General features: G+C 56.9%; 19 protein-coding genes. 7 read left to right on the forward strand and 12 right to left on the reverse strand.

Annotation, left to right across the window (positions count from 1 at the left end):
- Nucleotides 1–215 precede the first annotated feature (215 nt).
- Together mfd and IM317_RS08945 are read right to left on the reverse strand one after the other, a co-directional pair.
- Nucleotides 216–3,662: a transcription-repair coupling factor gene (gene mfd / locus IM317_RS08940; protein ID WP_033145221.1), complete on the reverse strand. Its 3,447-nt coding sequence runs from the start codon at nucleotides 3,660–3,662 to the stop codon at nucleotides 216–218.
- 149 nt (nucleotides 3,663–3,811) lie between these two features.
- Entirely contained in the window at nucleotides 3,812–4,885 is a 1,074-nt protein-coding gene (locus IM317_RS08945) for an acyltransferase family protein (protein WP_033145222.1), read from the reverse strand.
- A 256-nt stretch (nucleotides 4,886–5,141) separates the two neighbouring features.
- Here IM317_RS08945 and lolC point away from each other — a divergent pair, with 256 nt between their 5' ends.
- From lolC to cobB, 5 genes are read left to right on the forward strand one after another with little or no spacing between them, the layout of a single operon-like run.
- On the forward strand, nucleotides 5,142–6,341 hold the full coding sequence (gene lolC, locus IM317_RS08950; protein ID WP_032668182.1) for a lipoprotein-releasing ABC transporter permease subunit LolC: 1,200 nt from the start codon (nucleotides 5,142–5,144) through the stop codon (nucleotides 6,339–6,341).
- Nucleotides 6,334–7,035: a lipoprotein-releasing ABC transporter ATP-binding protein LolD gene (gene lolD, locus IM317_RS08955; protein WP_008500772.1), complete on the forward strand. Its 702-nt coding sequence runs from the start codon at nucleotides 6,334–6,336 to the stop codon at nucleotides 7,033–7,035. Before lolC ends, lolD begins: the two co-directional genes overlap by 8 nt.
- Complete coding sequence (gene lolE / locus IM317_RS08960; protein WP_033145223.1) at nucleotides 7,035–8,279, forward strand: lipoprotein-releasing ABC transporter permease subunit LolE; 1,245 nt, start codon at nucleotides 7,035–7,037, stop codon at nucleotides 8,277–8,279. Before lolD ends, lolE begins: the two co-directional genes overlap by 1 nt.
- 53 nt (nucleotides 8,280–8,332) lie before the next feature.
- Nucleotides 8,333–9,244: an N-acetylglucosamine kinase gene (nagK, locus tag IM317_RS08965; protein ID WP_033145224.1), complete on the forward strand. Its 912-nt coding sequence runs from the start codon at nucleotides 8,333–8,335 to the stop codon at nucleotides 9,242–9,244.
- Between the two features lie 14 nt (nucleotides 9,245–9,258).
- Nucleotides 9,259–10,080, forward strand: a complete 822-nt coding sequence (gene cobB / locus IM317_RS08970; RefSeq protein WP_023311172.1) for a Sir2 family NAD+-dependent deacetylase — start codon at nucleotides 9,259–9,261, stop codon at nucleotides 10,078–10,080.
- Nucleotides 10,081–10,124: 44 nt separating this feature from the next.
- On the opposite strand, the gene IM317_RS08975 is transcribed toward cobB, so the two are convergent.
- The gene (locus tag IM317_RS08975) at nucleotides 10,125–12,056 is read right to left on the reverse strand and encodes a methyl-accepting chemotaxis protein (RefSeq protein ID WP_033145225.1); all 1,932 of its coding nucleotides are present in this window, start codon (nucleotides 12,054–12,056) and stop codon (nucleotides 10,125–10,127) included.
- Nucleotides 12,057–12,292: 236 nt separating this feature from the next.
- Here IM317_RS08975 and IM317_RS08980 point away from each other — a divergent pair, with 236 nt between their 5' ends.
- On the forward strand, nucleotides 12,293–13,522 hold the full coding sequence (locus tag IM317_RS08980; protein WP_033145226.1) for an EAL and HDOD domain-containing protein: 1,230 nt from the start codon (nucleotides 12,293–12,295) through the stop codon (nucleotides 13,520–13,522).
- 46 nt (nucleotides 13,523–13,568) lie between these two features.
- Here IM317_RS08980 and potD read toward each other — a convergent pair whose 3' ends face one another.
- The 4 genes from potD to potA are packed head-to-tail and all read right to left on the reverse strand — an operon-like array spanning nucleotide 13,569 to nucleotide 17,377.
- Nucleotides 13,569–14,603, reverse strand: coding sequence for a spermidine/putrescine ABC transporter substrate-binding protein PotD (gene potD, locus IM317_RS08985; RefSeq protein ID WP_033145227.1), 1,035 nt, complete (start codon nucleotides 14,601–14,603; stop codon nucleotides 13,569–13,571).
- Nucleotides 14,600–15,391, reverse strand: coding sequence for a spermidine/putrescine ABC transporter permease PotC (potC, locus tag IM317_RS08990; RefSeq protein ID WP_033145228.1), 792 nt, complete (start codon nucleotides 15,389–15,391; stop codon nucleotides 14,600–14,602). Before potC ends, potD begins: the two co-directional genes overlap by 4 nt.
- Nucleotides 15,388–16,245, reverse strand: coding sequence for a spermidine/putrescine ABC transporter permease PotB (potB, locus tag IM317_RS08995; protein ID WP_033145229.1), 858 nt, complete (start codon nucleotides 16,243–16,245; stop codon nucleotides 15,388–15,390). Before potB ends, potC begins: the two co-directional genes overlap by 4 nt.
- Complete coding sequence (potA, locus tag IM317_RS09000; protein ID WP_172421426.1) at nucleotides 16,229–17,377, reverse strand: spermidine/putrescine ABC transporter ATP-binding protein PotA; 1,149 nt, start codon at nucleotides 17,375–17,377, stop codon at nucleotides 16,229–16,231. Before potA ends, potB begins: the two co-directional genes overlap by 17 nt.
- A gap of 237 nt (nucleotides 17,378–17,614) precedes the next feature.
- Here potA and pepT point away from each other — a divergent pair, with 237 nt between their 5' ends.
- A complete protein-coding gene (pepT, locus tag IM317_RS09005; RefSeq protein ID WP_033145231.1) occupies nucleotides 17,615–18,838 on the forward strand; it encodes a peptidase T in 1,224 nt (407 codons plus the stop codon).
- Between the two features lie 94 nt (nucleotides 18,839–18,932).
- Here pepT and IM317_RS09010 read toward each other — a convergent pair whose 3' ends face one another.
- The 5 genes from IM317_RS09010 to hflD form a co-directional block, all read right to left on the reverse strand.
- Nucleotides 18,933–20,054, reverse strand: a complete 1,122-nt coding sequence (locus IM317_RS09010) for a cupin domain-containing protein (protein WP_023311180.1) — start codon at nucleotides 20,052–20,054, stop codon at nucleotides 18,933–18,935.
- Between the two features lie 91 nt (nucleotides 20,055–20,145).
- On the reverse strand, nucleotides 20,146–21,609 hold the full coding sequence (phoQ, locus tag IM317_RS09015; RefSeq protein WP_033145232.1) for a two-component system sensor histidine kinase PhoQ: 1,464 nt from the start codon (nucleotides 21,607–21,609) through the stop codon (nucleotides 20,146–20,148).
- The gene (phoP, locus tag IM317_RS09020) at nucleotides 21,610–22,281 is read right to left on the reverse strand and encodes a two-component system response regulator PhoP (protein ID WP_033146521.1); all 672 of its coding nucleotides are present in this window, start codon (nucleotides 22,279–22,281) and stop codon (nucleotides 21,610–21,612) included.
- A gap of 123 nt (nucleotides 22,282–22,404) precedes the next feature.
- The gene (gene purB, locus IM317_RS09025) at nucleotides 22,405–23,775 is read right to left on the reverse strand and encodes an adenylosuccinate lyase (protein ID WP_008500757.1); all 1,371 of its coding nucleotides are present in this window, start codon (nucleotides 23,773–23,775) and stop codon (nucleotides 22,405–22,407) included.
- Nucleotides 23,776–23,794: 19 nt separating this feature from the next.
- The gene (hflD, locus tag IM317_RS09030; RefSeq protein WP_032657965.1) at nucleotides 23,795–24,424 is read right to left on the reverse strand and encodes a high frequency lysogenization protein HflD; all 630 of its coding nucleotides are present in this window, start codon (nucleotides 24,422–24,424) and stop codon (nucleotides 23,795–23,797) included.
- Nucleotides 24,425–24,440: the final 16 nt, after the last annotated feature.

A 24,440-nucleotide genomic window follows, 5' to 3' on the forward strand; every position in this document is an offset into this window, starting at 1 on the left:
TCCTTCCGGCTTATCGGGGACGGGCGGAGGCAACGTCCATGTAAAGCCCGCCCTCTCGGCGCATCCCTGCGCCTCGCCCCGGCCTACAGGAAACGCCTCAGCGATTTACAGCCGGACCAGGGTGTCGCTGTAAGCTGTTCATTCCCGGAAGCAACTTTCATCGCTTCCGGTTAATAAACTACATGAAACTCCTCAGCTAACAGGGGGAAGGGAGGTTATGCGATCGCGTTCTCTTCCAGCTGGCGCATAAAGTTACGCACCCAGTCCATACGGGTTTTGCGCTCCGTCAGCTCCTGGGTAAATTTCAGACGGGTTGGACCATCCAGACGGAAATGCTGCGGCTGTTTTTGCAGCAGGCCGATCAGCCACATCGGGTTGACGTGATTCTTCTCGGCGAATTCAATCACGCCGCCTTTTTCATTGCCTTCAAGCTTGCGGATCCCCAACTTTTGCGCCTGCTGGCGCAGCCTCGCGATATCCAGCAAATTTCTCGCCGGATCGGGCAGCAGACCAAAGCGGTCAATCAGCTCCACCTTAATCTCTTCCAGCTCGTTCTCCTTCTTCGCGCTGGCGATGCGCTTGTAGAACGACAGTCGGGTATTCACGTCCGGAATGAAATCGTCCGGCAGCAGGGAAGGCATACGCAGCTCGACCTCGGTCTGCTGGCTGGTGAGATCTTCCAGCGACGGCTCGCGTCCGTCCTTCAGGGCATCAACCGCGTTTTCCAGCAGCTCCATATAGAGCGAGAAGCCGATGGTTTCCATGGAGCCGCTCTGGTCTTCACCCAGCAGCTCGCCGGCACCGCGGATCTCGAGATCGTGCGTGGCCAGCGCAAAGCCTGCGCCGAGGTCTTCCAGCGAGGCGATGGCTTCCAGACGCTTTTGCGCGTCGGTGGTCATCGCTTTCGGATGCGGCGTCAGCAGCCAGGCATAGGCCTGATGGTGCGAACGCCCGACGCGGCCGCGCAGCTGGTGAAGCTGCGCCAGGCCAAAGTGATCCGCACGCTCAATGATGATGGTGTTTGCCGTCGGAATGTCGATCCCGGTCTCAATGATGGTGGTGCACACCAGCACGTTAAAGCGCTGGTGGTGAAAGTCGTTCATCACCCGCTCCAGCTCGCGCTCGCGCATCTGCCCGTGACCGATAGCTATGCGCGCTTCCGGCACCAGCTCCGCCAGCCTGTCCGCGGCTTTCTGGATGTTTTCCACGTCATTGTAGAGATAGTAGACCTGACCTCCGCGCAGCACTTCACGCAGAATGGCCTCACGCACCACCAGATTATCGTACTCGCGAACAAAGGTTTTCACCGCCAGACGGCGCGCCGGCGGCGTGGCGATAATCGACAGATCGCGCATGCCGCTCATCGCCATGTTCAGGGTTCGCGGGATTGGCGTTGCGGTCAGGGTGAGGATATCGACGTCGGCGCGCATCGCTTTGATTCGCTCTTTATGACGCACCCCGAAGCGGTGCTCTTCGTCGACGATCAGCAGCCCCAGATCTTTCCACTTCACGTCGCTTTGCAGCAGCTTGTGGGTGCCGATCAGAATATCGATTTTGCCTTCGCTGGCCTGTTCGAGGATCTGCGTCTGCTCTTTAGTGCTGCGAAAACGCGAGAGCATCTCGATACGTACCGGCCAGTTGGCGAAACGGTCGCGGAAGTTATCGAAGTGCTGCTGAGCGAGCAGGGTGGTCGGCACCAGCACCGCCACCTGCTTGTTGTTTTCCACCGCAAGGAAGGCGGCGCGCATCGCCACTTCGGTTTTGCCGAAGCCGACGTCGCCGCAGACTAAGCGGTCCATGGCCAGCGGCTGGCACATGTCGCTCAGCACGGCGTTGATGGCCTGGGCCTGATCCGGCGTGGTTTCAAACGGGAAGCTGTCGCAGAACAGCTGGTACTGTTCTTTATCGTGCTTAAAGGCGAAGCCCTGTTTGGCCGCGCGCTGGGCGTAGATATCCAGCAGCTCGGCCGCCACGTCGCGCACTTTTTCCGCCGCCTTCTGGCGCGCGCGCGCCCAGGCATCGCCGCCCAGCTTGTGCAGCGGCGCATTTTCTTCGGCGCCGCCCGCGTAGCGGCTGATCAGATGCAGGGAGGAGACCGGGACATACAGTTTGGCGTCGTTGGCGTAGGTGAGCATCAGGTATTCACCTTTGATCCCGCCCGCTTCCAGCGTGGTCATCCCCTGATAGCGCCCAACGCCGTGTTCCAGGTGAACAATCGGCTGGCCCGGGTGCAGCTCGGCCAGGTTACGGATCAGCGTGTCCGGGTTGATGGTCCGACGGTTGTCCTGACGGCGGCGCGCGACGCGCTCGCCCAGCAGGTCGCTTTCGCAAATCAGCGCCAGGTTGTTGAGCGTGTCGATGAACCCGTGCTCGGCGGCGCCAATCATCAGATAACGACCGTTTTCGGTCGCTTCGCTCAGACGCAGGATGCGCTTCGGCGCCACCTTAATGCGTCCCAGCAGCTCACCTAACGCTTCGCGGCGGCCTTCACTCTCAACGGAGAACACCACCGGGCCGGTGAAGGACTCCAGGAACTTGCGCAGATTATCCAGCGGGGATTTCTGCTGCGCCTGAACGGCCAGGTCCGGCAGCGTCCGGAAGGCGAGGTTGGTATTGGCGGCCTTGTCGGCAAGCGAATCGGTTTTCAGCTGTATGCGCGGCCAGCGCTTCAGCTCGGCGTTGAGCTCGTCGGTGCGCAGCCACAGCGCTTCCGGTGGCAGCAGCGGACGCATTGGGTCAACGCCACGGTTTTCAAAGCGGGCGCGGGTTTCGCTTTCAAAGCGGCTGGCGCTGGCGTCGATATCCCCGGTGTTGACAATCAGCGTATTCGCCGGGAAGTAGCTGAACAGGGCAGGCAGCGGCTCGTTGAAGAACAGCGGCTGCCAGTATTCGATCCCGGCAGGAAGCGTGCCTTTACTGACCTGCTGATAAATATGTTCCGCGTCGCGCTTCACCTCGAACTTATCGCGCCACTGGCTGCGGAACAGCTCGATAGCGGTTTTGTCCGTGGGGAACTCATGCGCGGGCAGTAAATTGATCGACTCGACTTCCTCCAGCGTGCGCTGCGTGTCGGCGTCGAATACGCGCAGGCTGTCGATTTCATCATCAAAGAAATCCAGACGATACGGCTGGTCGCTGCCCATCGGGTAAAGGTCGAGCAGCGCGCCGCGGGTCGCGTATTCCCCGTGCTCCATCACCTGGTCGACGTGGCGATAGCCGGCACCGTCAAGCTGCGCGCGGAGGGCATCTCGGGAGAGGCGCTGGCCTTTTTTCATCACCAGCGCGTGACCGTGCAGATAGCTGTGCGGACAGACGCGCTGCATCAGGGTGTTCACCGGCACAATCAGCACGCCGCGCTGCATGGTCGGCAGCTGATAGAGCGTCGACAGGCGCGAGGAGATGATCTCCTGATGCGGAGAGAAGCTGTCATACGGCAGCGTCTCCCAGTCGGCCAGGCTGAACACCAGGCTATCGGTGAACTGGCGAATTTCGTCGTGCAGGCGCAGGGCGTTTTGCATATCCGGGGCAACCAGAATCACCGGGCCTGGATGACGCTCGGCGATTTCCGCCACCAGCGTGGCGCACGCCGCGCCCGTGAGTTCACCCAGCTGGCGCTGGTCGCCCGCTTTGACAGGCAAGGAATAACGATAGTGTTCAGGCATGGCTATGTCAGAGTCTCTTATGGATATACCAACAGTATTGGGGCATATCACTGATACGCAATGTCTTTATTATCCTCGATCGTTTTACATAAGCAAATCGTAACCGCACGGCGGGGCTAAACGCCCCCGAAACGGGGGCGGAGAGGGCATTAACGCGTTGAAGGTGACAGGGTTAGCGTAGACGGAGGAGAGAAGAAAACGTCCCCAAACAGCGCGGTGGAGATTTTACGCACTCCGAGCCCGGCAAGGGTACAGATAAGCAGGCTGGCAAACGGGTAGACCAGCACCAGGGTGAGCTCTGCCCAGACCGGCCACGAGGCGGCATTCATTTCGCCAATCAGGAACAGGCTAAAGGCCTCAATCAGGATGCGGTGGGTGGTATAAATCGCAATGGTATTGGAGCCAATCACGTTCAGCAGATTGTTCGGGTTAACGGCGTAGCGCTGCTCAAGGCTGTAGAACAGCTTCATGATCAACACAATCGACAGCAATGAGAGGAGCAGCGGAACGTTAGCAAACCACAGCACCACGGAGACGGCGGCGAAAGCGCCGGTTGCCAGCCAGATGCGGCGCAGGTTGACGCTTTTCATCCACGTCATCAGCGCTGCGCCATACCACGCCCCGAGGCTGTAGTAGATCATGTTGCGGACCACGCTGTTCATTCCCCACCACGGCAGCGGCAGGAAGTTAATCGCGATGCTCGCCAGCGCCAGCAGTCCCAGAACCGGCAGCTTCCAGCGGCTCAGCAGTTTACACAGCGTGAAGTAGACCACCAGGGCATACAGATACCACAGGCTGGTGCTGGCGGTGAGCATACCCCGTACAAATCCTGAGAGCGAGTCGGCGTAGGCCGCGTTCGACGCGGTGGCAAGCTCACGCTCGGGCGCCAGCCAGGCGTTCAGGTGGGTCAACGCCTGCCATTGCAGAACGCCCCACAGCGCCAGGACCCAGACAATGCTCCAGATCCGTTTATCGAGACTGGTTCGCCAGTCCACTTCGTCAATATAACGACGGATCAGATAGCCGGAGATAAAGAAGAAGACCGGCATACGAAACGGTGCGAGATAGAGGTTAAAATAGACCCAGCATTTGGCGAGAAGGCCGGAGAGCGGGTGCTGCAGCCCGATCAGATGCGGATAAAACGTGATAACCGAATGATAGATAACCACCAGGCAGATACACAGCCCTTTTATCTGGTTAATCCATAATGCTTTTTGCTTCATTGTTCGCCACTACCTTATTGCCATAAACGAACGAGCAATTGTTGTAAAACGAAGCCGGGATGTAATGGGTAACAGTCTGTATCCGGCGGTTTTTCGGAAAAGGTGGAGGTTGCGAGGTGGGTATTCAGACAATAGTACCCTGATTTATCTGAATTTTTCGGAAGAATGATTACCAAAGCTTACTGTTTCAGTCATTTACGCTTAACGGATTCGCTTATATACTCGTGGGTCTGCTATCAGCAAACAGACGGATTTCATGTATCAACCTGTCGCACTCTTCATAGGCTTACGTTACATGCGTGGGCGCGCCGCGGACCGCTTCGGTCGCTTTGTCTCCTGGCTTTCGACTATTGGCATTACGCTTGGCGTGATGGCACTGGTGACGGTACTTTCCGTCATGAATGGCTTTGAGCGCGAGCTGCAAAACAACATCCTGGGGCTGATGCCGCAGGCCGTTCTTTCATCATCCAACGGTTCGGTTAACCCGCAACAGCTGCCGGAAAGCGCGGCGAAGTTACAGGGCGTCACGCGCGTCGCGCCGTTGACGACCGGCGACGTGGTGCTGCAAAGCGCCCGCAGCGTGGCGGTCGGCGTGATGCTGGGTATTGACCCGGCGCAAAACGATCCGCTGACGCCGTATCTGGTTAATGTGAAGCAGACCGATCTGGAAGCCGGGAAATACAACGTGATTCTGGGTGAACAGCTTGCCGGACAGCTTGGCGTCAACCGTGGCGATCAGCTGCGCGTGATGGTGCCTTCTGCCAGCCAGTTTACGCCGATGGGGCGCCTGCCAAGCCAGCGCCTGTTTAACGTGATTGGTACCTTTGCCGCCAATAGCGAAGTCGATGGTTACCAGATGCTGGTTAACATTCAGGACGCTTCACGCCTGATGCGCTACCCGGCAGGGAACATCACCGGCTGGCGCCTGTGGCTCGATGCGCCGCTGAAGGTCGATACCCTCAGCCAGCAAAAACTGCCGGACGGCACCAAATGGCAGGACTGGCGCGAGCGTAAAGGCGAACTGTTCCAGGCCGTGCGGATGGAAAAAAACATGATGGGGCTGCTGCTGAGCCTGATCGTGGCCGTGGCCGCATTTAACATCATTACCTCGCTGGGCCTGATGGTGATGGAGAAGCAGGGCGAAGTCGCCATTCTGCAAACCCAGGGGCTCACGCCGCGCCAGATTATGGCGGTGTTTATGGTGCAGGGAGCCAGCGCAGGCATCATCGGCGCGCTGCTCGGCGCCGTGCTGGGGGCCTTGCTTGCCAGCCAGCTTAATAACTTAATGCCGATCATCGGCGCTCTTCTCGACGGCGCGGCGCTGCCGGTGGCTATCGAGCCGCTGCAGGTGGTCGGTATTGCGCTGGCCGCGATGGCCATTGCGCTGCTTTCTACGCTTTATCCTTCCTGGCGCGCTGCCGCCACTCAACCCGCTGAGGCTTTACGTTATGAATAAGATCCTGTTGCAATGCGACAACCTGTCCAAACGCTATCAGGAAGGCACTGTGCAAACCGACGTGCTGCACAATGTGAGCTTCAGCGTGGGCGAAGGCGAGATGATGGCGATTGTCGGCAGCTCCGGCTCGGGTAAAAGTACGCTGCTGCACCTGCTGGGCGGGCTGGATACGCCAACTAACGGCGACGTGATTTTCTCCGGCCAGCCGATGAGCAAAATGTCCTCCGCGGCGAAGGCCGAGCTGCGCAACCGCGAGCTGGGCTTTATCTACCAGTTCCACCACCTGCTGCCGGATTTCACGGCGCTGGAAAACGTGGCGATGCCGCTGCTGATTGGCAAAAAGAAACCGGCAGAAATTAACGCTCGCGCCAGCGACATGCTGAAAGCGGTAGGGCTGGGCCATCGCGGTAACCATCGTCCCTCTGAGCTTTCCGGCGGCGAGCGCCAGCGCGTGGCGATTGCCCGTGCGCTGGTCAACAACCCGCGTCTGGTGCTGGCGGATGAGCCTACCGGTAACCTGGATGCCCGCAATGCGGACAGTATTTTCCAGCTTCTGGGCGAGCTGAACGCCTCGCAGGGCACCGCGTTTCTGGTCGTAACCCACGATCTGCAGCTGGCAAAACGCATGGGGCGTCAGCTTGAGATGCGCGACGGCCATCTGAACGCGGAACTGACCCTGATGGGAGCAGAGTAATGGCGTCACCGTTATCGTTACTCATCGGTTTACGTTTTAGCCGCGGCCGCCGTCGCGGCGGCATGGTGTCGCTGATCTCCGTCATCTCGACCATCGGTATTGCGCTCGGTGTGGCGGTGCTGATTGTGGGCTTAAGCGCCATGAACGGTTTTGAGCGCGAGCTGAATAACCGCATTCTGGCGGTAGTGCCGCACGGGGAGATCGAGCCGGTTAACCAGCCGTGGACGAACTGGAGCGATGCGCTCGCCAAAGTCGAAAAGGTGCCGGGCATTGCCGCGGCCGCGCCCTACATTAACTTTACCGGGCTGGTGGAGAGCGGGGTAAACCTGCGCGCCATTCAGGTAAAGGGGGTTAACCCCGCCCAGGAAGCGCGTCTCAGCGCGCTGCCAAACTATGTGCAGAACGGCGCATGGGCCAACTTTAAGGCCGGCGAGCAGCAGATCATCATGGGTAAAGGCGTGGCCGATGCCCTGAAGGTGAAGCAGGGCGACTGGGTGTCGATCATGATCCCGAACGCCAGCGCCGACCACAAGCTGCAGCAGCCTAAGCGCGTGCGCCTGCACGTCACCGGTATTCTTCAGCTGAGCGGTCAGCTTGACCATAGCTTTGCGATGGTGCCGATGGAGGATGCGCGCCAGTATCTCGACATGGCCGACAGCGTGACGGGCATTGCCATCAAGGTGAACGACGTCTTTAACGTCAACAAGCTGGTTCGCGACGCGGGCAGCGTGACCAATAACTATGTCTACATCAAAAGCTGGATCGGCACTTACGGCTATATGTACCGTGATATCCAGATGATCCGCGCCATCATGTATCTGGCGATGGTGCTGGTGATTGGTGTGGCGTGCTTTAATATCGTCTCGACGCTGGTGATGGCGGTCAAGGACAAGAGCGGCGACATCGCCGTGCTGCGTACGCTGGGGGCGAAAGATGGTCTTATTCGCGCCATCTTCGTCTGGTACGGTTTGCTGGCGGGGCTGTTCGGCAGCCTGTGCGGCGTGGTGATTGGCGTGGTGGTTTCCCTGCAGCTGACCCCCATTATCAACGGGATCGAAAAGCTTATTGGTCACCAGTTCCTGTCGGGTGATATCTACTTTATTGACTTCCTGCCGTCTGAACTGCACTGGCTGGACGTTTTTTATGTGCTGGTTACAGCACTTTTACTGAGTCTGCTGGCAAGCTGGTATCCGGCGCGTCGCGCAAGCCGAATTGATCCGGCGAGGGTATTAAGTGGCCAGTAATTACGTCATGATCTAGCGGCTTTCTGGCCGCCAGGTTAAAAGAGGAATGCGTTATGTATTACGGATTTGATATTGGCGGCACCAAGATTGCGCTAGGCGTGTTTGATAAAGACCTCAGGCTGCAGTGGGAAACCCGCGTTCCCACGCCGCGCGAAAGCTATGACGAATTTTTAACCGCGATTGCCGCGCTGGTGGCTCAGGCCGATGAACGCTTTGGCGTGAAAGGCAGCGTCGGCATCGGCATTCCGGGTATGCCCGAAACCGACGACGGCACGCTGTATGCCGCCAACGTGCCTGCCGCCAGCGGTAAACCGCTCCGCGCCGATCTCTCTGCCCTCCTTGAACGCGACGTGCGTTTAGACAATGATGCTAACTGCTTTGCGCTCTCCGAAGCCTGGGACGATGAGTTCCGTCAGTATCCGCTGGTGATGGGGCTGATCCTCGGTACCGGCGTCGGCGGGGGAATTGTGATCAACGGGAAGCCAATCACCGGGCGCAGCTACATCACCGGCGAGTTTGGTCATATCCGTCTCCCGGTGGATGCCCTGGAGGTAGTGGGGCGCGATTTCCCGCTGACTCGCTGCGGCTGCGGCCAGTACGGCTGTATTGAGAACACCCTCTCCGGCCGCGGGTTTGCATGGCTTTACGAACACTTCTATCATCAGAAACTTGAGGCCCCTCAAATCATTACCCTGTGGGAGCAAGGGGATGCGCAGGCGCGTGAGCACGTCGAGCGTTATCTGGATCTGCTGGCGGTGTGTCTGGGAAATATTCTCACCATCGTCGACCCGGATCTGCTGGTGATCGGGGGAGGGCTGTCAAACTTTACCGCGATTACGGAACGGTTGTCCGGGCGTTTGCCCCGACATTTATTGCCGGTTGCCCGCGTGCCGCGTATTGAACGCGCGCGACACGGGGACGCAGGAGGCATGCGCGGAGCCGCATTCCTTCATCTCACCGATTAGTTTACGAGGTTTCTATGCTGTCGCGTCGCCAGGGTCGACTCAGCCGTTTTCGCAAAAACAAACGCCGCTTGCGTGAGCGCTTGCGCCAGCGGATCTTTTTCAGAGACAGAATGATGCCAGAAGCGATGGATAAACCCAGAGTGGTGGTGCTGACCGGGGCGGGGATCTCCGCCGAGTCAGGAATTCGAACCTTCCGCGCGGCGGACGGGCTGTGGGAAGAGCACCGCGTGGAGGATGTGGCCACGCCGGAAGGCTTTGCCCGCGATCCGGATCTCGTGCAGGCGTTTTACAACGCTCGCCGCCGTCAGCTTCAGCAGCCTGACGTCGCGCCGAATGCGGCGCATCTGGCGCTGGCGAAGCTGGAAGAGGCGCTGGGCGATCGTTTTCTGCTGGTGACGCAGAATATCGACAACCTGCACGAGCGGGCCGGTAACAAGAACATCATCCATATGCACGGCGAGCTGCTCAAGGTTCGCTGCGCCTGGAGCGGTCAGGTGCTGGACTGGCAAGAGGACGTGCTGCCTGAGGATAAGTGCCACTGCTGCCAGTTCCCGTCGCGCCTGCGTCCGCACGTGGTCTGGTTCGGTGAAATGCCGCTGGGAATGGATGATATCTACAGCGCGCTGGCGATGGCCGACGTATTTATCGCCATCGGCACATCCGGTCATGTTTACCCGGCGGCGGGGTTTGTCCACGAAGCGCGCCTGCACGGTGCGCATACGGTAGAACTCAACCTTGAGCCAAGCCAGGTGGGCAGCGAGTTTGAAGAGAAACACTACGGTCTGGCAAGCACGGTCGTCCCGGAGTTTGTCGACAAGCTGCTGAAAGGGCTGTAACGGCAATCGCCTAAAAGGCACCCGTCCAGCGGGTGCCTTTTTATTTATGAATGGAAGAACGCCAGCGTCTTCTCGAGCGATTTAGCCTGCTCATCCAGCGAGAGCGCCGCCGCAGAGATCTGCTGAACCAGAGAGGCGTTCTGCTGGGTCGTGCTGTCCATCTGGTTAACGGCGGTGCTGACCTGGCTAATCCCGCGATTTTGCTCGTCCAGCGCCTGAACGATATCGTTGATGACCAGATGCACATGCGACACCGCTTCAATCACCTGTTTCATCATCACGCCGGTTTCATTGACCAGCTCAACGCCTTTGCTCACGCGCCCTGAGGACTCGGCAATCAGCTGAGAGATCTCTTTTGCCGCGTTAGCGCTTCGCTGGGCAAGATTGCGCACTTCCCCTGCGACGACCGCGAAGCCGCGCCCCTGTTCGCCTGCCCGTGCCGCTTCAACGGCAGCATTCAGCGCCAGGATATTGGTCTGGAAGGCGATGCCATCGACAATGCTGTTAATCTCGCCGATCTTACGCGCGCTCTCATCAATCTCCCCAATCACCACGACCACGTCGTTCACCAGCGTTTCGCCATGCCCGGCGAGGCTCGCGGCGCGATCGGTCAGCGTGGTCGCCTTGTGGGCGTTGTCGGCGTTATTCTTCACCGTGACCGAAATCTCTTCCATGCTGGCTGCCGTTTCAACAATCGCAGCCGCCTGTTCCTCGGTTCGCGAGGCGAGGTCAAGGTTGCCCGCCGAAATTTCGCTGGTGCCGCCGTGTACGGAGTGGCTGGCTTCGCTGATATTGTCGACGATGCGCTTGAGCTGCATCTGCATGGTGTGCAGGGCATAAAAAATGCTGTGGGTATCTCCGGAACGCACCGGGATGGTGTTGTTCAGGTCTCCCCGGGCAACGGCCAGGGCGATCCCGGCCGCCTCCGAAGGTTCTCCCCCAACCGGACGGTCAACTTTGCGGGTGAAGATCTGTGCCATGACCAGGCTAACCGCCACGATGCTTAGCACCATCATGATGATGGCTTTCAGTAAAAATGCGCGCGCTTCGGCCATCACTTCGCTGACCGGCGTGATAATGGCAAGTTTCCACGGCGTCTGGCTGTTACCGACGGCGATGTCCTGCCAGGTGATAAACACGTCCTCCTTCAGCAGCGGATCGTTAATGCGGGTGACGTCATGACCGGCAATCTGACCGGCGTAAGGCTTGCCCGCCGCGCGCTTGTCCGGGCTGGACACCACGTTATGACCTGCGGAGAGGAGCAGGGCATAGCCCGTGCCGTTCCACGGTTTAATCGCGCCGATCGTCGATTGCAGCGTGGCGAGGGAGAAGTCAGAGGTGACCGAGCCCAGAAACTGACCGTCACGCATGATGGGGGCGGCAATCGAGGTGAGCATCACGTCCACGCCGTTGTAGGGATAGATATAGGGTTCGATGATCACATCTTTATGGCGTTGTTTCGGCAGCAGATAATAATCGCCGCTGCCGGGCGTTTCGATATCCGTCAGCAGGTGTAATGCCGGTTTGCCGGTGGCGTCCCGGTCAACGTAGCGGGCGTAGCGCCCGGCAGGATCTTCACCGCTTTGACCGGCCCAGACGGCATCTTTATCGTCGAACGCGTTGGGCTCAAAGGCCATCGACATGGAGAGAAACTGTGGGTGAGCCGAAAGGTAGTGGATGAGCAGCTGGTTCAGGCTCTGGCGATCGGTCACGCCCGCCTCGCGCAGCGCCAGGGCGCTGTTGCCCATATCCCGGGCGGCAGTCAGGGCAGAATCCAGCTGTTTACTGACCTGCAACGCTTGCACCTCGGCAATCTGGCGGATATGCTTTTTGGCCAGAACCTCCTGCTGTGCCATCCACTGCCACATCATAAACCCGATCGTTGCCGTAAAGCCCACCGTTACGGTGAGGAAAATGGACAATAGCATCAACGTCTTGACTCTTATTTTTTTTCTTTGGACCACGGCGTCTTTCATTCTCATCTCCCGTAATATCGTGCATGTCGGGCAGGCACATATTCCTTATCGGATATTTTCTCCTCTTTCTGTAGAGCGCCAGGGATATTTAATTTAAATTTTGATTTGTAAATCCGGTTAATTAGTGTGGATGCTTTTATTTTGTGCATTCAATCAAAATAGTGCTCGATAAAGCTCGTTATCGTCGTGTAGAAAGAGGATGCTAATAAATATAAAGTTGTAGAGGAGGATGGGATATGTACGGATTTATTGCGCGACAACCCATTTTTAACCCTGAGATGAAGACGGTGGCCTATGAACTGCTCTTCAGAGATGGGATGACAAACCGTTTTCCGGACGTGTCGGCGGAATATGCCACCTCCAGGATGATATCAGATCAGTTTTTATGCGTGCCGTCCCAGCGCATCGCCGGGGCACATACGTCGTTTATTAATTTCCCTTCGCGGATGGTCATAGACCGCAGTGGAGAAGCGCTGGATAAAGAGAGCGTGGTCATTGAGATCCTGGAAGATGCTGTGCCGGGAGCGGAGCTGTTGCAGGCCGTCAGGGAGATGAGTGCGGATGGTTATCAGTTTGCGCTTGATGATTTCACCCTTGCTCCAGAATGGGATGCTTTTTTACCCTATATTTCAATACTGAAATTTGACGTCAGAAATTATACCTTAGCGCAAATTAAACAGTATCTGAAAGAGCGTAAACATTTAACCGGGCATATTAAATATCTCGCTGAAAAAATTGAGACTAAAGAGGAATTCAGCCAATACAGGGAAGAGGGATTCTCGCTGTTTCAGGGCTATTTTTTCTGCCGTCCGGAGGTCATTAAATATAAACGGCTATCGCAAAATCAGCTGGCAATTTTTCGGCTGCAAATGGAGGTTGGGCGCAATAAGCCTGATTTTCGGATCGTCGAGTCGTTGATTAAAACCGATCTCACGCTGTCCTGGAAAATCATGCGCTACATGAAGCACACCGCATTTAAACATATCGGTGCCTGTAATTTCAGCAAGTTAACCCTGAGCGAAGTCCTCAGATATCTCGGGGAAAATCAGCTGAGACGGTTTGTTGCCGTCGTGGTCCTGGCGAGCGCGGGCAATGACACCGTCAGCGAGCTTTACCCGTTGAGCATGATGCGCGGTAAGTTCTGTGAACTGATCGCAGAGACGATGAACGAACCGACGCTGGCTGAAAATGCCTTCATGTGCGGCCTGTTTTCTCTGCTCGATACACTCCTCGAACAGCCGATGGCCGAGTTGATGAAGCAAATTGCGGTCCCGCAGAGCGTGAGCAATGCCTTGTGCCATCAGGAGGGACGGTTAGCCGATATGGTGAGCCTGTGCCGATACTATGAACAGCAGCACTGGGACGAGGCGACCCGGGTTCGTCAGGCGCTGGGTCTGTCGGATGAGGATGTGGTTGAGGCGATGAGAAAGGCGACGATCTGGGCTGGGGAGAACGCGGTCAGTTAATCCTCCTCACGCCGCACGTACGGCGTGAGGAAGAACGCGATACCGTTTATCGGCCCGCTTTTAATTTCTGGTAATACTCTTCGTAGAGGCGGCTGGCGTCACCGACATCGTTCTGCCATTCACCTTTGCTGATGGTTTCGGCATCCGGATAGAGCGATTTATCGTTAGCCACTTCAGGCTTCAGCAGCCTGCGTGCGGCGAGGTTTGGCGTGGGGTAGCCAATCGTCTCGGCAACCTGTTTCGCCACGTCCGGGCGCAGCAGGAAGTTAATCAGCTTGTGCGCCCCTTCAACGTTTTTCGCGTTGGCGGGGATCGCAAGGCTGTCCATCCAGAAGATCCCCCCTTCTTTCGGCCAGACCACCTCAAGCGGCGTACCGGCCTGGCGGGCGACATACGCGGAGCCGTTCCACACCATCCCCAGGTTCACTTCGCCTTCCATATACGGGTTTGCCGGGTTATCAGAGTTGAACGCCGCCACGTTAGGCATCAGCTTTTTCAGCTCGTTATACGCCGCTTCAATCTCTTTAGGATCCGTCGTGTTGCCCGAGTAGCCCAGCGTGCGCAGCGCGACCTGGAACACTTCACGCGCGTCGTCGGTTAACAGCAGGCTACCCTTGTATTCCGGTTTCCACAGGTCGGCCCAGCTTGTCACTGTTTTCGGATCGACGGCATCGCTATTCACGCCAATCGCGGTTGCCCCCCAGATGTACGGAATGGAGTAGTCGTTATTGGGGTCGAACGGCTTGTTGAGCATCTCTGGATCGAGGTTTGAAAAATGGGTTAGCTTCGTTTTGTCGATCTTCTGGATCATGCCCTCTTTGCGCATTTTGTCGACAAAGTAGGTGGAAGGCACGACCAGATCGTACGCGCCGTCTTTGTAGGTTTTCAGCTTGGCGTACATGGTTTCATTCGACTCGTAGGTCGAGTAGATAACCTTGATGCCCGTCTCCTTCGTGAACTGTTCCAGCAGGCCCGGCGGCACGTACTCGGTCCAGTTGTAGAAGTAGAGCGTTTTGCTGTCATCAGCGTGCGCGGCACCCATGCCAAGCACCAGCGCCGCAGCGGCGAGCATTTTTTTCATTTCATTGTCCCCTGAGATTTTGTTTTATCACGAGCAATAACCTGGCTGGCGATCACCAGCACCAGCGAAAACACCAGCAGAATGGTCGCCAGCGCGTTCACCTCCGGTGAGACGCCGACTTTCACCATTGAATAGATCTTCAACGGCAGAATTTCATAGCTCGGACCGGTGACGAAGGAGGACACGACCACGTCATCCATCGACAGGGTGAAGCTAAGTAGCCATCCGGCCGCCACGGCGGGCATCGCCAGCGGCAGGATGATTTTGCGCAGGATGGTCATCTCGCTGGCGCCCAGATCCTTCGCCGCCTCCAGCATGCGCACGTCGAACCCTTTCAGGCGCGCGAAAACAGTCACCACCACAAACGGCAGGCAGAAGGTGATGTGTGAGAACAGCAGCGACCAGAAGCCAAGCTGTACGCCCAGCAGCATAAACAGCACCAGCAGCGAAATGGCCATCACGATGTCCGGCGACATCATCACCACAAACAGCATGCCGCTGACAAACGGTTTGCCGCGAAAGCGATAGCGGTAGAGCGCCACGGCGGTGAGCGAGCCAATCAGCGTCGCGAAGGTGGCGGAGAAGATCGCCATCGTCAGCGAGTGCTGAGCGGCCTGCAGGAGGCTATCGTTGTTCATCAGCAGGCTGTACCAGCTGGTGGTAAAACCCTGCCAGTTAATCCCGAAGCGTGAGCTGTTAAACGAGTTCACGATCAAAATAACGATCGGGATATAGAGATAGGCATAAATGGCGGTCATAAAACCGCCGCGAAGCAGTCGACCGATCATTCGAGTTCCACCTTTTTATTCAGCAAGCGTGAGGCGCGCCAGTAGACCAGCAGCATCAGGCCCATGATCACCGTCAGCGTAATGCTGGTCGCGGAGCCGAACGGCCAGTCGCGGATGTTCAGGAACTGGCTCTTGATTACGTTACCGATCAGCAGGTTTTTCGCGCCGCCCATCAGATCCGACACGTAGAACAAGCCCATCGCCGGGAGCATTACCAGCAGACAGCCCGCGATAATGCCGGGCATGGTCAGCGGGATAATAATGCGGATGAAGGTCTGCAGCTTGTTAGCGCCCAGATCTTTTGCCGCCTCCAGCAGCGGTTTATCCAGCTTCTCGATGCTGGAGTAGAGCGGCATCACCATAAACGGCAGCAGGATATAGACCAGGCCGACAATCACCGCGCTCGGGGTAAACATGATGCGGATCGGCGTATCAATCACTCCCAGCCACAGCAGAAACTCGTTGAGATAGCCTTTAGTGCTAAGGAAGATTTTCAGCCCGTAGATGCGGATTAACGAGTTGGTCCAGAAGGGAACAATCAGTAAAAACAGCAGCAGGGGCCGCACCTTTTGCGGCAGGCCCGCGAGGAACCATGCGAAAGGATACCCCAGCACCAGACAGGCAAGGGTGGCAATCAGCGCCATGTTGAGCGAGTGCAGCAGCACGTCAAAATAGAGCGGATCGAGCAGGCGCGCGTAGTTGTCCAGCGTAAAGACCAGCGAAACGAAGCTAGCGTCGTCGCGGGTCAGAAAGCTGGTGGCAACGATCATCAGGTTGGGTAAAAAGACAAACAGCACAAGCCAACCGACGATCGTGGCGATCACCACATTCTGGAATTTACTTGTGTTCTTCATCAGCCAGCACAACCTCCCAGCTTTCTACCCAGTTGATAACCATTTTCTGGTCGAGAGAGTGGTCGAAGTCAGGATCGTCTTCGTTAAAGAATTCGCTGACCATCACCATCTTGCCGTTCTCCAGCTCGACAACGGACTCCAGCGTCATCCCTTTGTAGTTGCGCTCGCGGATATAGCCGATTAACCCTTCGGCCTCGGTATTGCCGTGAATTTCATCGACGCGCAGATCTTCCGGGCGCAGCAGAACGTTGAGTTTTTGTCCCTTTTCGACGGGGAAATTCACCGTGATATTACACTCGCGTCCTTCGACGCTGGCGCGCACGCGCTGGTCGTCCAGACGCTCAATCACCGTAGCGTCGAAGATATTGATCTCGCCAATGAAGCTGGCGACAAACAGATTCTTCGGCTCTTCGTAGATTTCGCGCGGCGTGCCGTCCTGCTCGATTTTGCCGTCGCGCATTACCACGATGCGGTCGGACATGGTCAGGGCCTCTTCCTGATCGTGGGTGACGAAGACAAAGGTAATGCCGAGCTTGCGCTGCAGGGCTTTAAGCTCGTTCTGCATCTGCTTGCGCAGCTTGTAATCCAGCGCGGAGAGGGATTCATCCAGCAGGAGCAGGCGCGGCTTATTGACCACTGCGCGGGCGATGGCCACGCGCTGCTGCTGGCCGCCGGAAAGCTGATGGGGTTTACGCTGGGCAAACGTCTCAAGCTGCACCATGCGCAGGGCGTCGGTGACGCGCGGTTCGATCTCATTCGCCGGCGTTTTTTGCATCCGCAGGCCAAACGCCACGTTTTCAAACACGGTCATGTGCGGGAACAGGGCGTAGCTCTGAAAGACGGTATTGACGTGGCGATCTTCGGCAGGAACTTGGGTGATGTCCTGGTTTTCAAGATGGATATGGCCGTTATCGACGCTTTCCAGCCCGGCGATAAGGCGCAGTACGGTTGTTTTGCCGCAGCCCGAGGGGCCAAGCAGCGTCAGAAACTCACCGTCATTGATGGTCAGAGTGAGGTCGGAAATAACGTCTTTACCATCAAAACTTTTACGAATTCGTTCCAGTTGCACCAGCGGTGAACGTGAACGGGATTGTGTATTCAATTTTTGCGCTGTCCCATATAGACGCCTCAGGCAGCAGACTGAAGCGGGGTTTGTGTGTAACCACCTTGGTGACTCGTAATGAGGGCGGACATTCTACGGCAATCCCCTGCGAACGCCAAACCTTGTCACTGATTCATAAGCTACATTTACTAACGCATAACCATATAAACGGAAAATATTCTCGTTTGCGGGATAAAAGTGACCTGACGCAATATTTGCGTTTTGATGCTTATTGATAATGTTGTCACGAAAAGTGAGGGTGACTGCATGGATAAATTACTTGAGCGTTTTTTACAGTACGTTTCGCTGGATACCCAATCTAAGCCGGGTGTTCGCCAGGTGCCGAGCACTGAAGGCCAGTGGAAGTTATTAAACCTGCTTAAAGAGCAGCTTGACGACATGGGGCTGGTCAACGTCACGTTAAGCGAAAAAGGCACTGTGATGGCAAAGCTGCCGGCGAATGTCCAGGGTGATATTCCGGCAATTGGCTTTATCTCCCATGTCGACACCTCTCCGGATTTTAGCGGTAAACATGTGAACCCGCAGATTGTGGAAAATTACCGCGGCGGCGATATTGCGCTGGGCATTGGCGACGAGGTGCTCTCGCCGGTGATGTTCCCCGTGCTGCACCAGCTGCTGGGCCAGACGCTGATCACCACCGACGGTAAAACGCTGCTGGGGGCGGATGACAAGGCGGGTATCGCGGAAATTATGACGGCGCTGGCGGTGCTGAAGGGCAAAAACATCCCGCACGGCGATATCCGCGTGGCCTTTACGCCGGATGAAGAGGTCGGCAAGGGCGCGAAGCACTTCGACGTGGAAGCTTTTAACGCGCAGTGGGCCTATACCGTCGACGGCGGCGGCGTCGGTGAACTGGAGTATGAAAACTTCAATGCCGCGTCCGTCACGATCAAAATTGTCGGCAACAACGTTCACCCCGGCTCGGCGAAAGGCGTCATGGTGAACGCGCTGTCGCTGGCGTCCAGAATTCATGCAGAAGTCCCGGCGGAAGAGAGCCCTGAACAGACCGAAGGGTATGAAGGTTTCTATCACCTGACCAGCATCAAAGGCACCGTGGACAGCGCGCAGATGCACTACATCATCCGCGATTTCGACCGAAAAGCCTTTGAGGCGCGCAAGCGCAAGATGATGGAGATCGCGAAGAAGGTCGGTAAAGGTTTACACCCTGATTGCTATATTGAGCTGATCATTGAAGACAGCTACTACAACATGCGCGAGAAGGTGATGGCGCATCCGCATATTCTCGATATCGCCCAGCAGGCGATGCGCGACTGCGATATTGAACCGCAGCTGAAGCCGATTCGCGGCGGCACCGACGGTTCTCAGCTGTCGTTTATGGGGCTGCCGTGCCCGAACCTGTTTACCGGTGGCTACAACTACCATGGCAAGCATGAGTTTGTGACGCTCGAAGGAATGGAAAAAGCGGTGAAGGTGATAGTGCGGATAGCGGAGTTGACCGCGAAGCGGTAAGAAAAAGCCCGGTGGCGCTACGCTTACCGGGCCTACGGGATCGTGCTTTTGTAGGCCGGGTAAGGCGAAGCCGCCACCCGGCAAATATCACGACTTAGTCCTCAAAGAACCAGTACCCGCTGTTGACCAGTGCGGCGAGCATCGCGAGGAAGGAAGGATCTTCCAGCGCATCGCCAAAGGTGTCGGCAGTCAGCACCAGATGGCTGGCAATGGCTTCCAGCGCCGGACGGTGCGGAGAGTCCAGCTTCTCGCCGTTAACGAACACCTCTTCACCAATGCGCAGCACGCGCAACCCGCCCAGACGCGTCAGCTTGTCGCCCTGCTGAAGCGCATCATAAATCTCGTCAGCCTGATAAGGTGGCTCCGGCGGCGCAACGTCCAGCTCATGACGAGACTGGCTGATAAACTCACCAAACCACTGTTTGAAATGTTCCGGCTCGTTGATCAAATCCAGCATCATGCCGCGCAGCTTATCGAGTTCTTCTGGCAGAATATCCGCCGGATGCTCGCGTGCAGGCACATCAGGGTCGCTGTAACGATAGCTGCCCAGCTCGCGTTGCAGAACGTAGTCGGCAAATCCGCTGATCATCTCGCGGCCGCTCGGCGCGCGGAACCCCACGGAGTAGTTGAGTGAGTTTTCCAGGGAGTAGCCTTCGTGAGGGAATCCCGGCGGAATGTAGAGAATATCACCCGGCTCCAGCTCTTCGTCGATAATCCCTTCAAACGGGTCAACCTGAAGCAGGTCAGGATGCGGGCAGTGCTGCTTCATCGGCACTTTTTCGCCCACGCGCCAGCGGCGGCGGCCCGTACCCTGAATGATGAACACGTCGTACTGGTCAAGATGCGGACCTACGCCGCCGCCCGGCACGGAGAAGGAGATCATCAGATCGTCCATGCGCCAGTCGGGCAGGGCGCGGAACGGGCGCATTAAGGCGGCAGTGGGCTCGTGCCAGTGGTTGACCGCCTGCACCAGCAGCGACCAGTTGTTTTCACCGAGGTGATCGTAGCTTTCGAAAGGACCGTGGCTAACCTGCCATTTCCCGTCCTGGTGGCTGACCAGACGGCTGTCGACTTCGTTTTCCATGGCCAGACCTGCCAGCTCGTCAGGCGAGATAGGGTCGACAAAATTGCTGAATCCGCGTTTCAGAACCACCGGGCGTTTTTGCCAGTAACGTTCAATAAACTCGGGCCAGTTAAGCGTTAAGTGATAATCCATATTTTTTTATTCCGCAGGCTCTTACTGACTCGGATTATAACGGAAGCTCAGCCCCTCGGCTGCGAGATCCTCGCATTTTTCACATAACGGGTTAACTATCGTTCAATGTGGGCTGCTGGCGGCCAAAAATAACCTCCATTCTGGCGCCGCCCAGCAGACTTTCGCTGGTTTCGATTTTTCCGTCGTACTGGTCGACGATCTCACGGGCGACGGCCAATCCTACGCCCTGGCCAGGACGTAGCGTATCGGCGCGCTGACCGCGATCGAACACCACGTCGCGTTTATTTCGCGGGATCCCCGGGCCATCATCCTCAACGATAATATGCAGTTCGGTTTCCGTCTGACGCGCAGACACTTCCACGAACTCCAGACAGTATTTGCAGGCGTTATCCAGCAGGTTACCCATCACTTCCATGAAGTCATTTTTTTCACCCACAAAGCTTATCTCTGGCGAAATATCGAGGCTGATGTTCACCCCTTTACGCTGATACACCTTGTTGAGGGCGGACGTGAGGTTATCCAGAAGCGGGGCTACCGGGTGCAGCTCGCGGCTCAGAAGCGCGCTGCCGGAACGCATGCTGGCGCGGTGCAGGTAATAGCCAATTTGCTGGGAAATACGGCTGATCTGCTCCAGCATCACCGGCTCGGCATCATCGACGCTCAGCTTCGAACTGCGCATTGAACGCAGGGTACTTTGCATGACGGCCAGCGGAGTTTTCAGGCTGTGGGTCAGGTCGGTAAGGGTGGTACGGTATTTATCGTAGCGTTCACGTTCACTTTTCAGCAGGCGGTTGAGGTTACGCACCAGGCTGGTGAGCTCTCGGGTGGTCTCCGGGTTCAGCTTCTCGCGATGATGTTCTTCCAGCTCACGAACCTCTTTCGCCAGTGACTCAATGGGGCGCAAGCTCCACCACGCCGCCACCCACAGCAGCGGGATCACCAGCAGGAGATTCGCAGCCAGAACGTAGATGAACCAGCTCCAGACCATATAAGAACGCTTCAGCTCGACCGGAATGGTGTCGATCACCACGATGGTCAGCTGCGGCATGTTCAGCGTCGCCGGATAGAGGTTAATCGCGACGGAGTGCGTCATCTCCGTTTCGGCGTTGTCGGCGCGGATCTCGTTCAGCTTTTGCTGCAGGGAACGATCTTCACGGATCAGCGAGCTGGTGGTGTTGAGATCGGCTTCAATTTCATGAAACCCGTTGGTTTTGAGCCAGTCCGGACGAATGCTTTTAACCAGCCAGGGGATATCACGCTGCGCCCACAGTAATTTCCCTTTTTCGTTATAAATCAGGGCCAGCGTTGGGCTCTGCTGGTTAAGGTTTTCCGGCATTTCGACGGTGATTCGGTTGTTTTCCCACTTCGCCAGGGTATAAAACAGATTGCTTTCGCCGCGCAACAGCCGAAAGGTTGTTTTATCAAAGCTGACGCTGTAGCCCACCAGGGCGACCATGCCGTAGGAGAGCGACAGCACCAGCACGACGGCGGCTGTTGCCAGTAAGAAACGAACCCGCAGCGAGAGGGGCAGAATGTGGCGTAAAATCCCTCTCATTTAGCGTAATTCGAACAGGTAGCCCTGGCCACGGACGGTGGTAATCACATCCTGCGGATACTGCGCCTGAATTTTCTTACGTAAACGTCCCATCAGCACGTCAATGGTATGGCTCTCGCGCAGTTCAGCATCAGGATAAAGCTGGAGCATTAAGGAATCTTTGCTCACCACTTTGCCATTGTTACGGATCAGCGTTTCCATGATGGTGTATTCGAAGGCGGTGAGCTTAATCACTTCCTCATTGATCGCTAATTCCCGGCGGGAGAGATCGACCTGGAATGGCGGGATGGAAATAACCTGTGAAGCCAGCCCGCTGTTGCGGCGTAACAGCGCCTGCATGCGCGCCGCCACCTCTTCAATATGAAACGGCTTGGTGACGTAATCGTCTGCACCCGCGCTGAGCACTTCGACCTTATCCTGCCAGCCTTCACGGGCGGTCAGAACCAGAACCGGCAGGGAGACATCGTGGCTGCGCCAGCGGCGAATTAACGACAGACCGTCTTCGTCAGGCAACCCTAAATCGACAATGGCGATATCCGGCAGGTGTTCATTGAGATAATAATCGGCTTCTTTTGCATCTTCAGCATCGTCCACCTGATGTCCCATCTCCTGAAGCTGAACCTTCAGGTGATGGCGTAGCAATGCGTTATCCTCAACAACCAGTACGCGCATCATCTCTTCTCCCTAAATAATTGGTATGAATAGTTTAACGCTGATTATGTTGTTGTGGGGATAAACATTGAGTAAACCGGGGAAAAGCATCCCCCTTTTCGGGCGAAAAGGGGGAGAGGGGCGTTACTTCAGCTCGTCGACCATGGTGATGGCGCGGCCAATGTAGTTCGCCGGGGTCATCGCCTTCAGGCGCGTTTTCTCTTCTTCCGGCAGCGCCAGACCGTCGATAAACTGCTTCATGCCTTCGGCGTCAACGCGTTTGCCGCGGGTCAGCTCTTTCAGCTTCTCGTACGGTTTTTCGATACCGTAACGGCGCATCACGGTCTGGATTGGCTCCGCCAGCACTTCCCAGTTGTGATCCAGCTCGTCCAGCAGACGGTCACGGTTCACTTCCAGTTTGCTCACGCCTTTCAGGGTGGACTGGTACGCGATCAGCGCGTAGCCAATGCCCACGCCCAGGTTACGCAGTACGGTGGAGTCGGTCAGGTCGCGCTGCCAGCGGGATACCGGCAGTTTGCTTGCCATATGCTGCAGCACGGCGTTCGCCAGGCCCAGGTTGCCTTCGGAGTTTTCGAAGTCGATTGGGTTCACTTTGTGCGGCATGGTGGAAGAGCCGATTTCACCGGCGATGGTTTTCTGCTTGAAGTGGTTCAGGGCGATGTAGCCCCACACGTCACGATCGAAGTCGATCAGGATGGTGTTGAAGCGCGCGATGCAGTCAAACAGTTCGGCGATATAGTCGTGCGGCTCAATCTGCGTGGTGTACGGGTTCCACTGAATGCCCAGAGAGGTCACGAACTCTTCGCTGAACTGGTGCCAGTCCACTTCCGGGTAAGCGGCGATGTGGGCGTTATAGTTACCGACCGCGCCGTTGATTTTGCCGAGGATTTCAACCTGCTCCAGCTGACGGTACTGGCGCTCCATACGGTACGCGACGTTCGCCATCTCTTTACCCATCGTGGATGGGGTGGCCGGCTGGCCGTGGGTACGGGAGAGCAGCGGAATGTCGCGGTATTCCACGGACAGCGCTTTTACCGCGTCGATGATTTTACGCCAGTAAGGCAGCACCACCTCTTTACGCGCGGTGGAGAGCATCAGCGCGTGAGACAGGTTGTTGATGTCTTCAGAGGTACAGGCGAAGTGAATGAACTCAGACACGGCATGCAGCGCAGGGACGCTTTCCACTTTCTCTTTCAGGAAGTACTCAACCGCTTTCACGTCGTGGTTGGTGGTGCGTTCGATGGTTTTAATGCGCGCGGCGTCTTGTTCGCTAAACTCGGCAACGATTTTATCAAGGTAATCGTTTGCCTTTTCGTCAAAAGCAGGAACTTCCTTGATTGCTGCCTGGGCGGCCAGCTTTTGCAGCCAGCGTACTTCAACCTGAACACGGAACTTCAGCAAACCATATTCGCTGAAGATCCCGCGCAGCGCGCTGACTTTATCGCCGTAGCGTCCATCGACAGGGGATACGGCGGTCAGTGAGGATAATTCCATAATTCGCAACTCCGGGAGGTTAACAATGAGCAAGAATTTGTTTTGCCTGAGTGGTCAGGCGATTACGAGAAAACATTAACTGCAGGCGGCCACCGCCCACCTGGTGCCACAGCACGGCGGCGCGGATACCTGCCAGCAGGGACGCGCGCACTTTTGCCTGTACCTGCGGACTTTGCAGCACGGCAGGGGATCCGGTGACCTGAATACGCGGGCCCAGCGGGCTGATGACGTCAACATAAATACCGGCCATAGCGCTCAGCAGCGTTTCGGACTGCAGGTCAAAATGGTCAAGCTGGCGCTGTAACCCGGCAATACGATCGCCCAGGGTATTCATTGCGCCTTTTGCAGCGCTCAGCTTACGCTCCAGCACCATCAGGCTCAGCGTGTAGCGGGTCAGCTCCGCGTTTAATCCCTGACGGCTGCTGGCGTTAAGCACGCCGAGCAGGGTTTCAAGACCGAGACGAAGATTGGTTTCACTGCCGCCGAACACGCCCAGGGTCGAGCCGGGGTTGAGATCGATAACGCTGTTCAGTGAAACGTGCAGGGCATCTGCGTCGCAATGACCCTGATGCGCCAGCTGTTGCACCAGACGGGCTGACTGGCAAATTCCCGCCAGCGCCAGGGTGATGTCATAGTAGTTCTTCGCCACACGGTCTCCTTTATGT

The sequence above is a fragment of the Enterobacter cloacae complex sp. S3 genome (assembly GCF_014930495.1).
Lineage (GTDB): Bacteria > Pseudomonadota > Gammaproteobacteria > Enterobacterales > Enterobacteriaceae > Enterobacter > Enterobacter asburiae_B.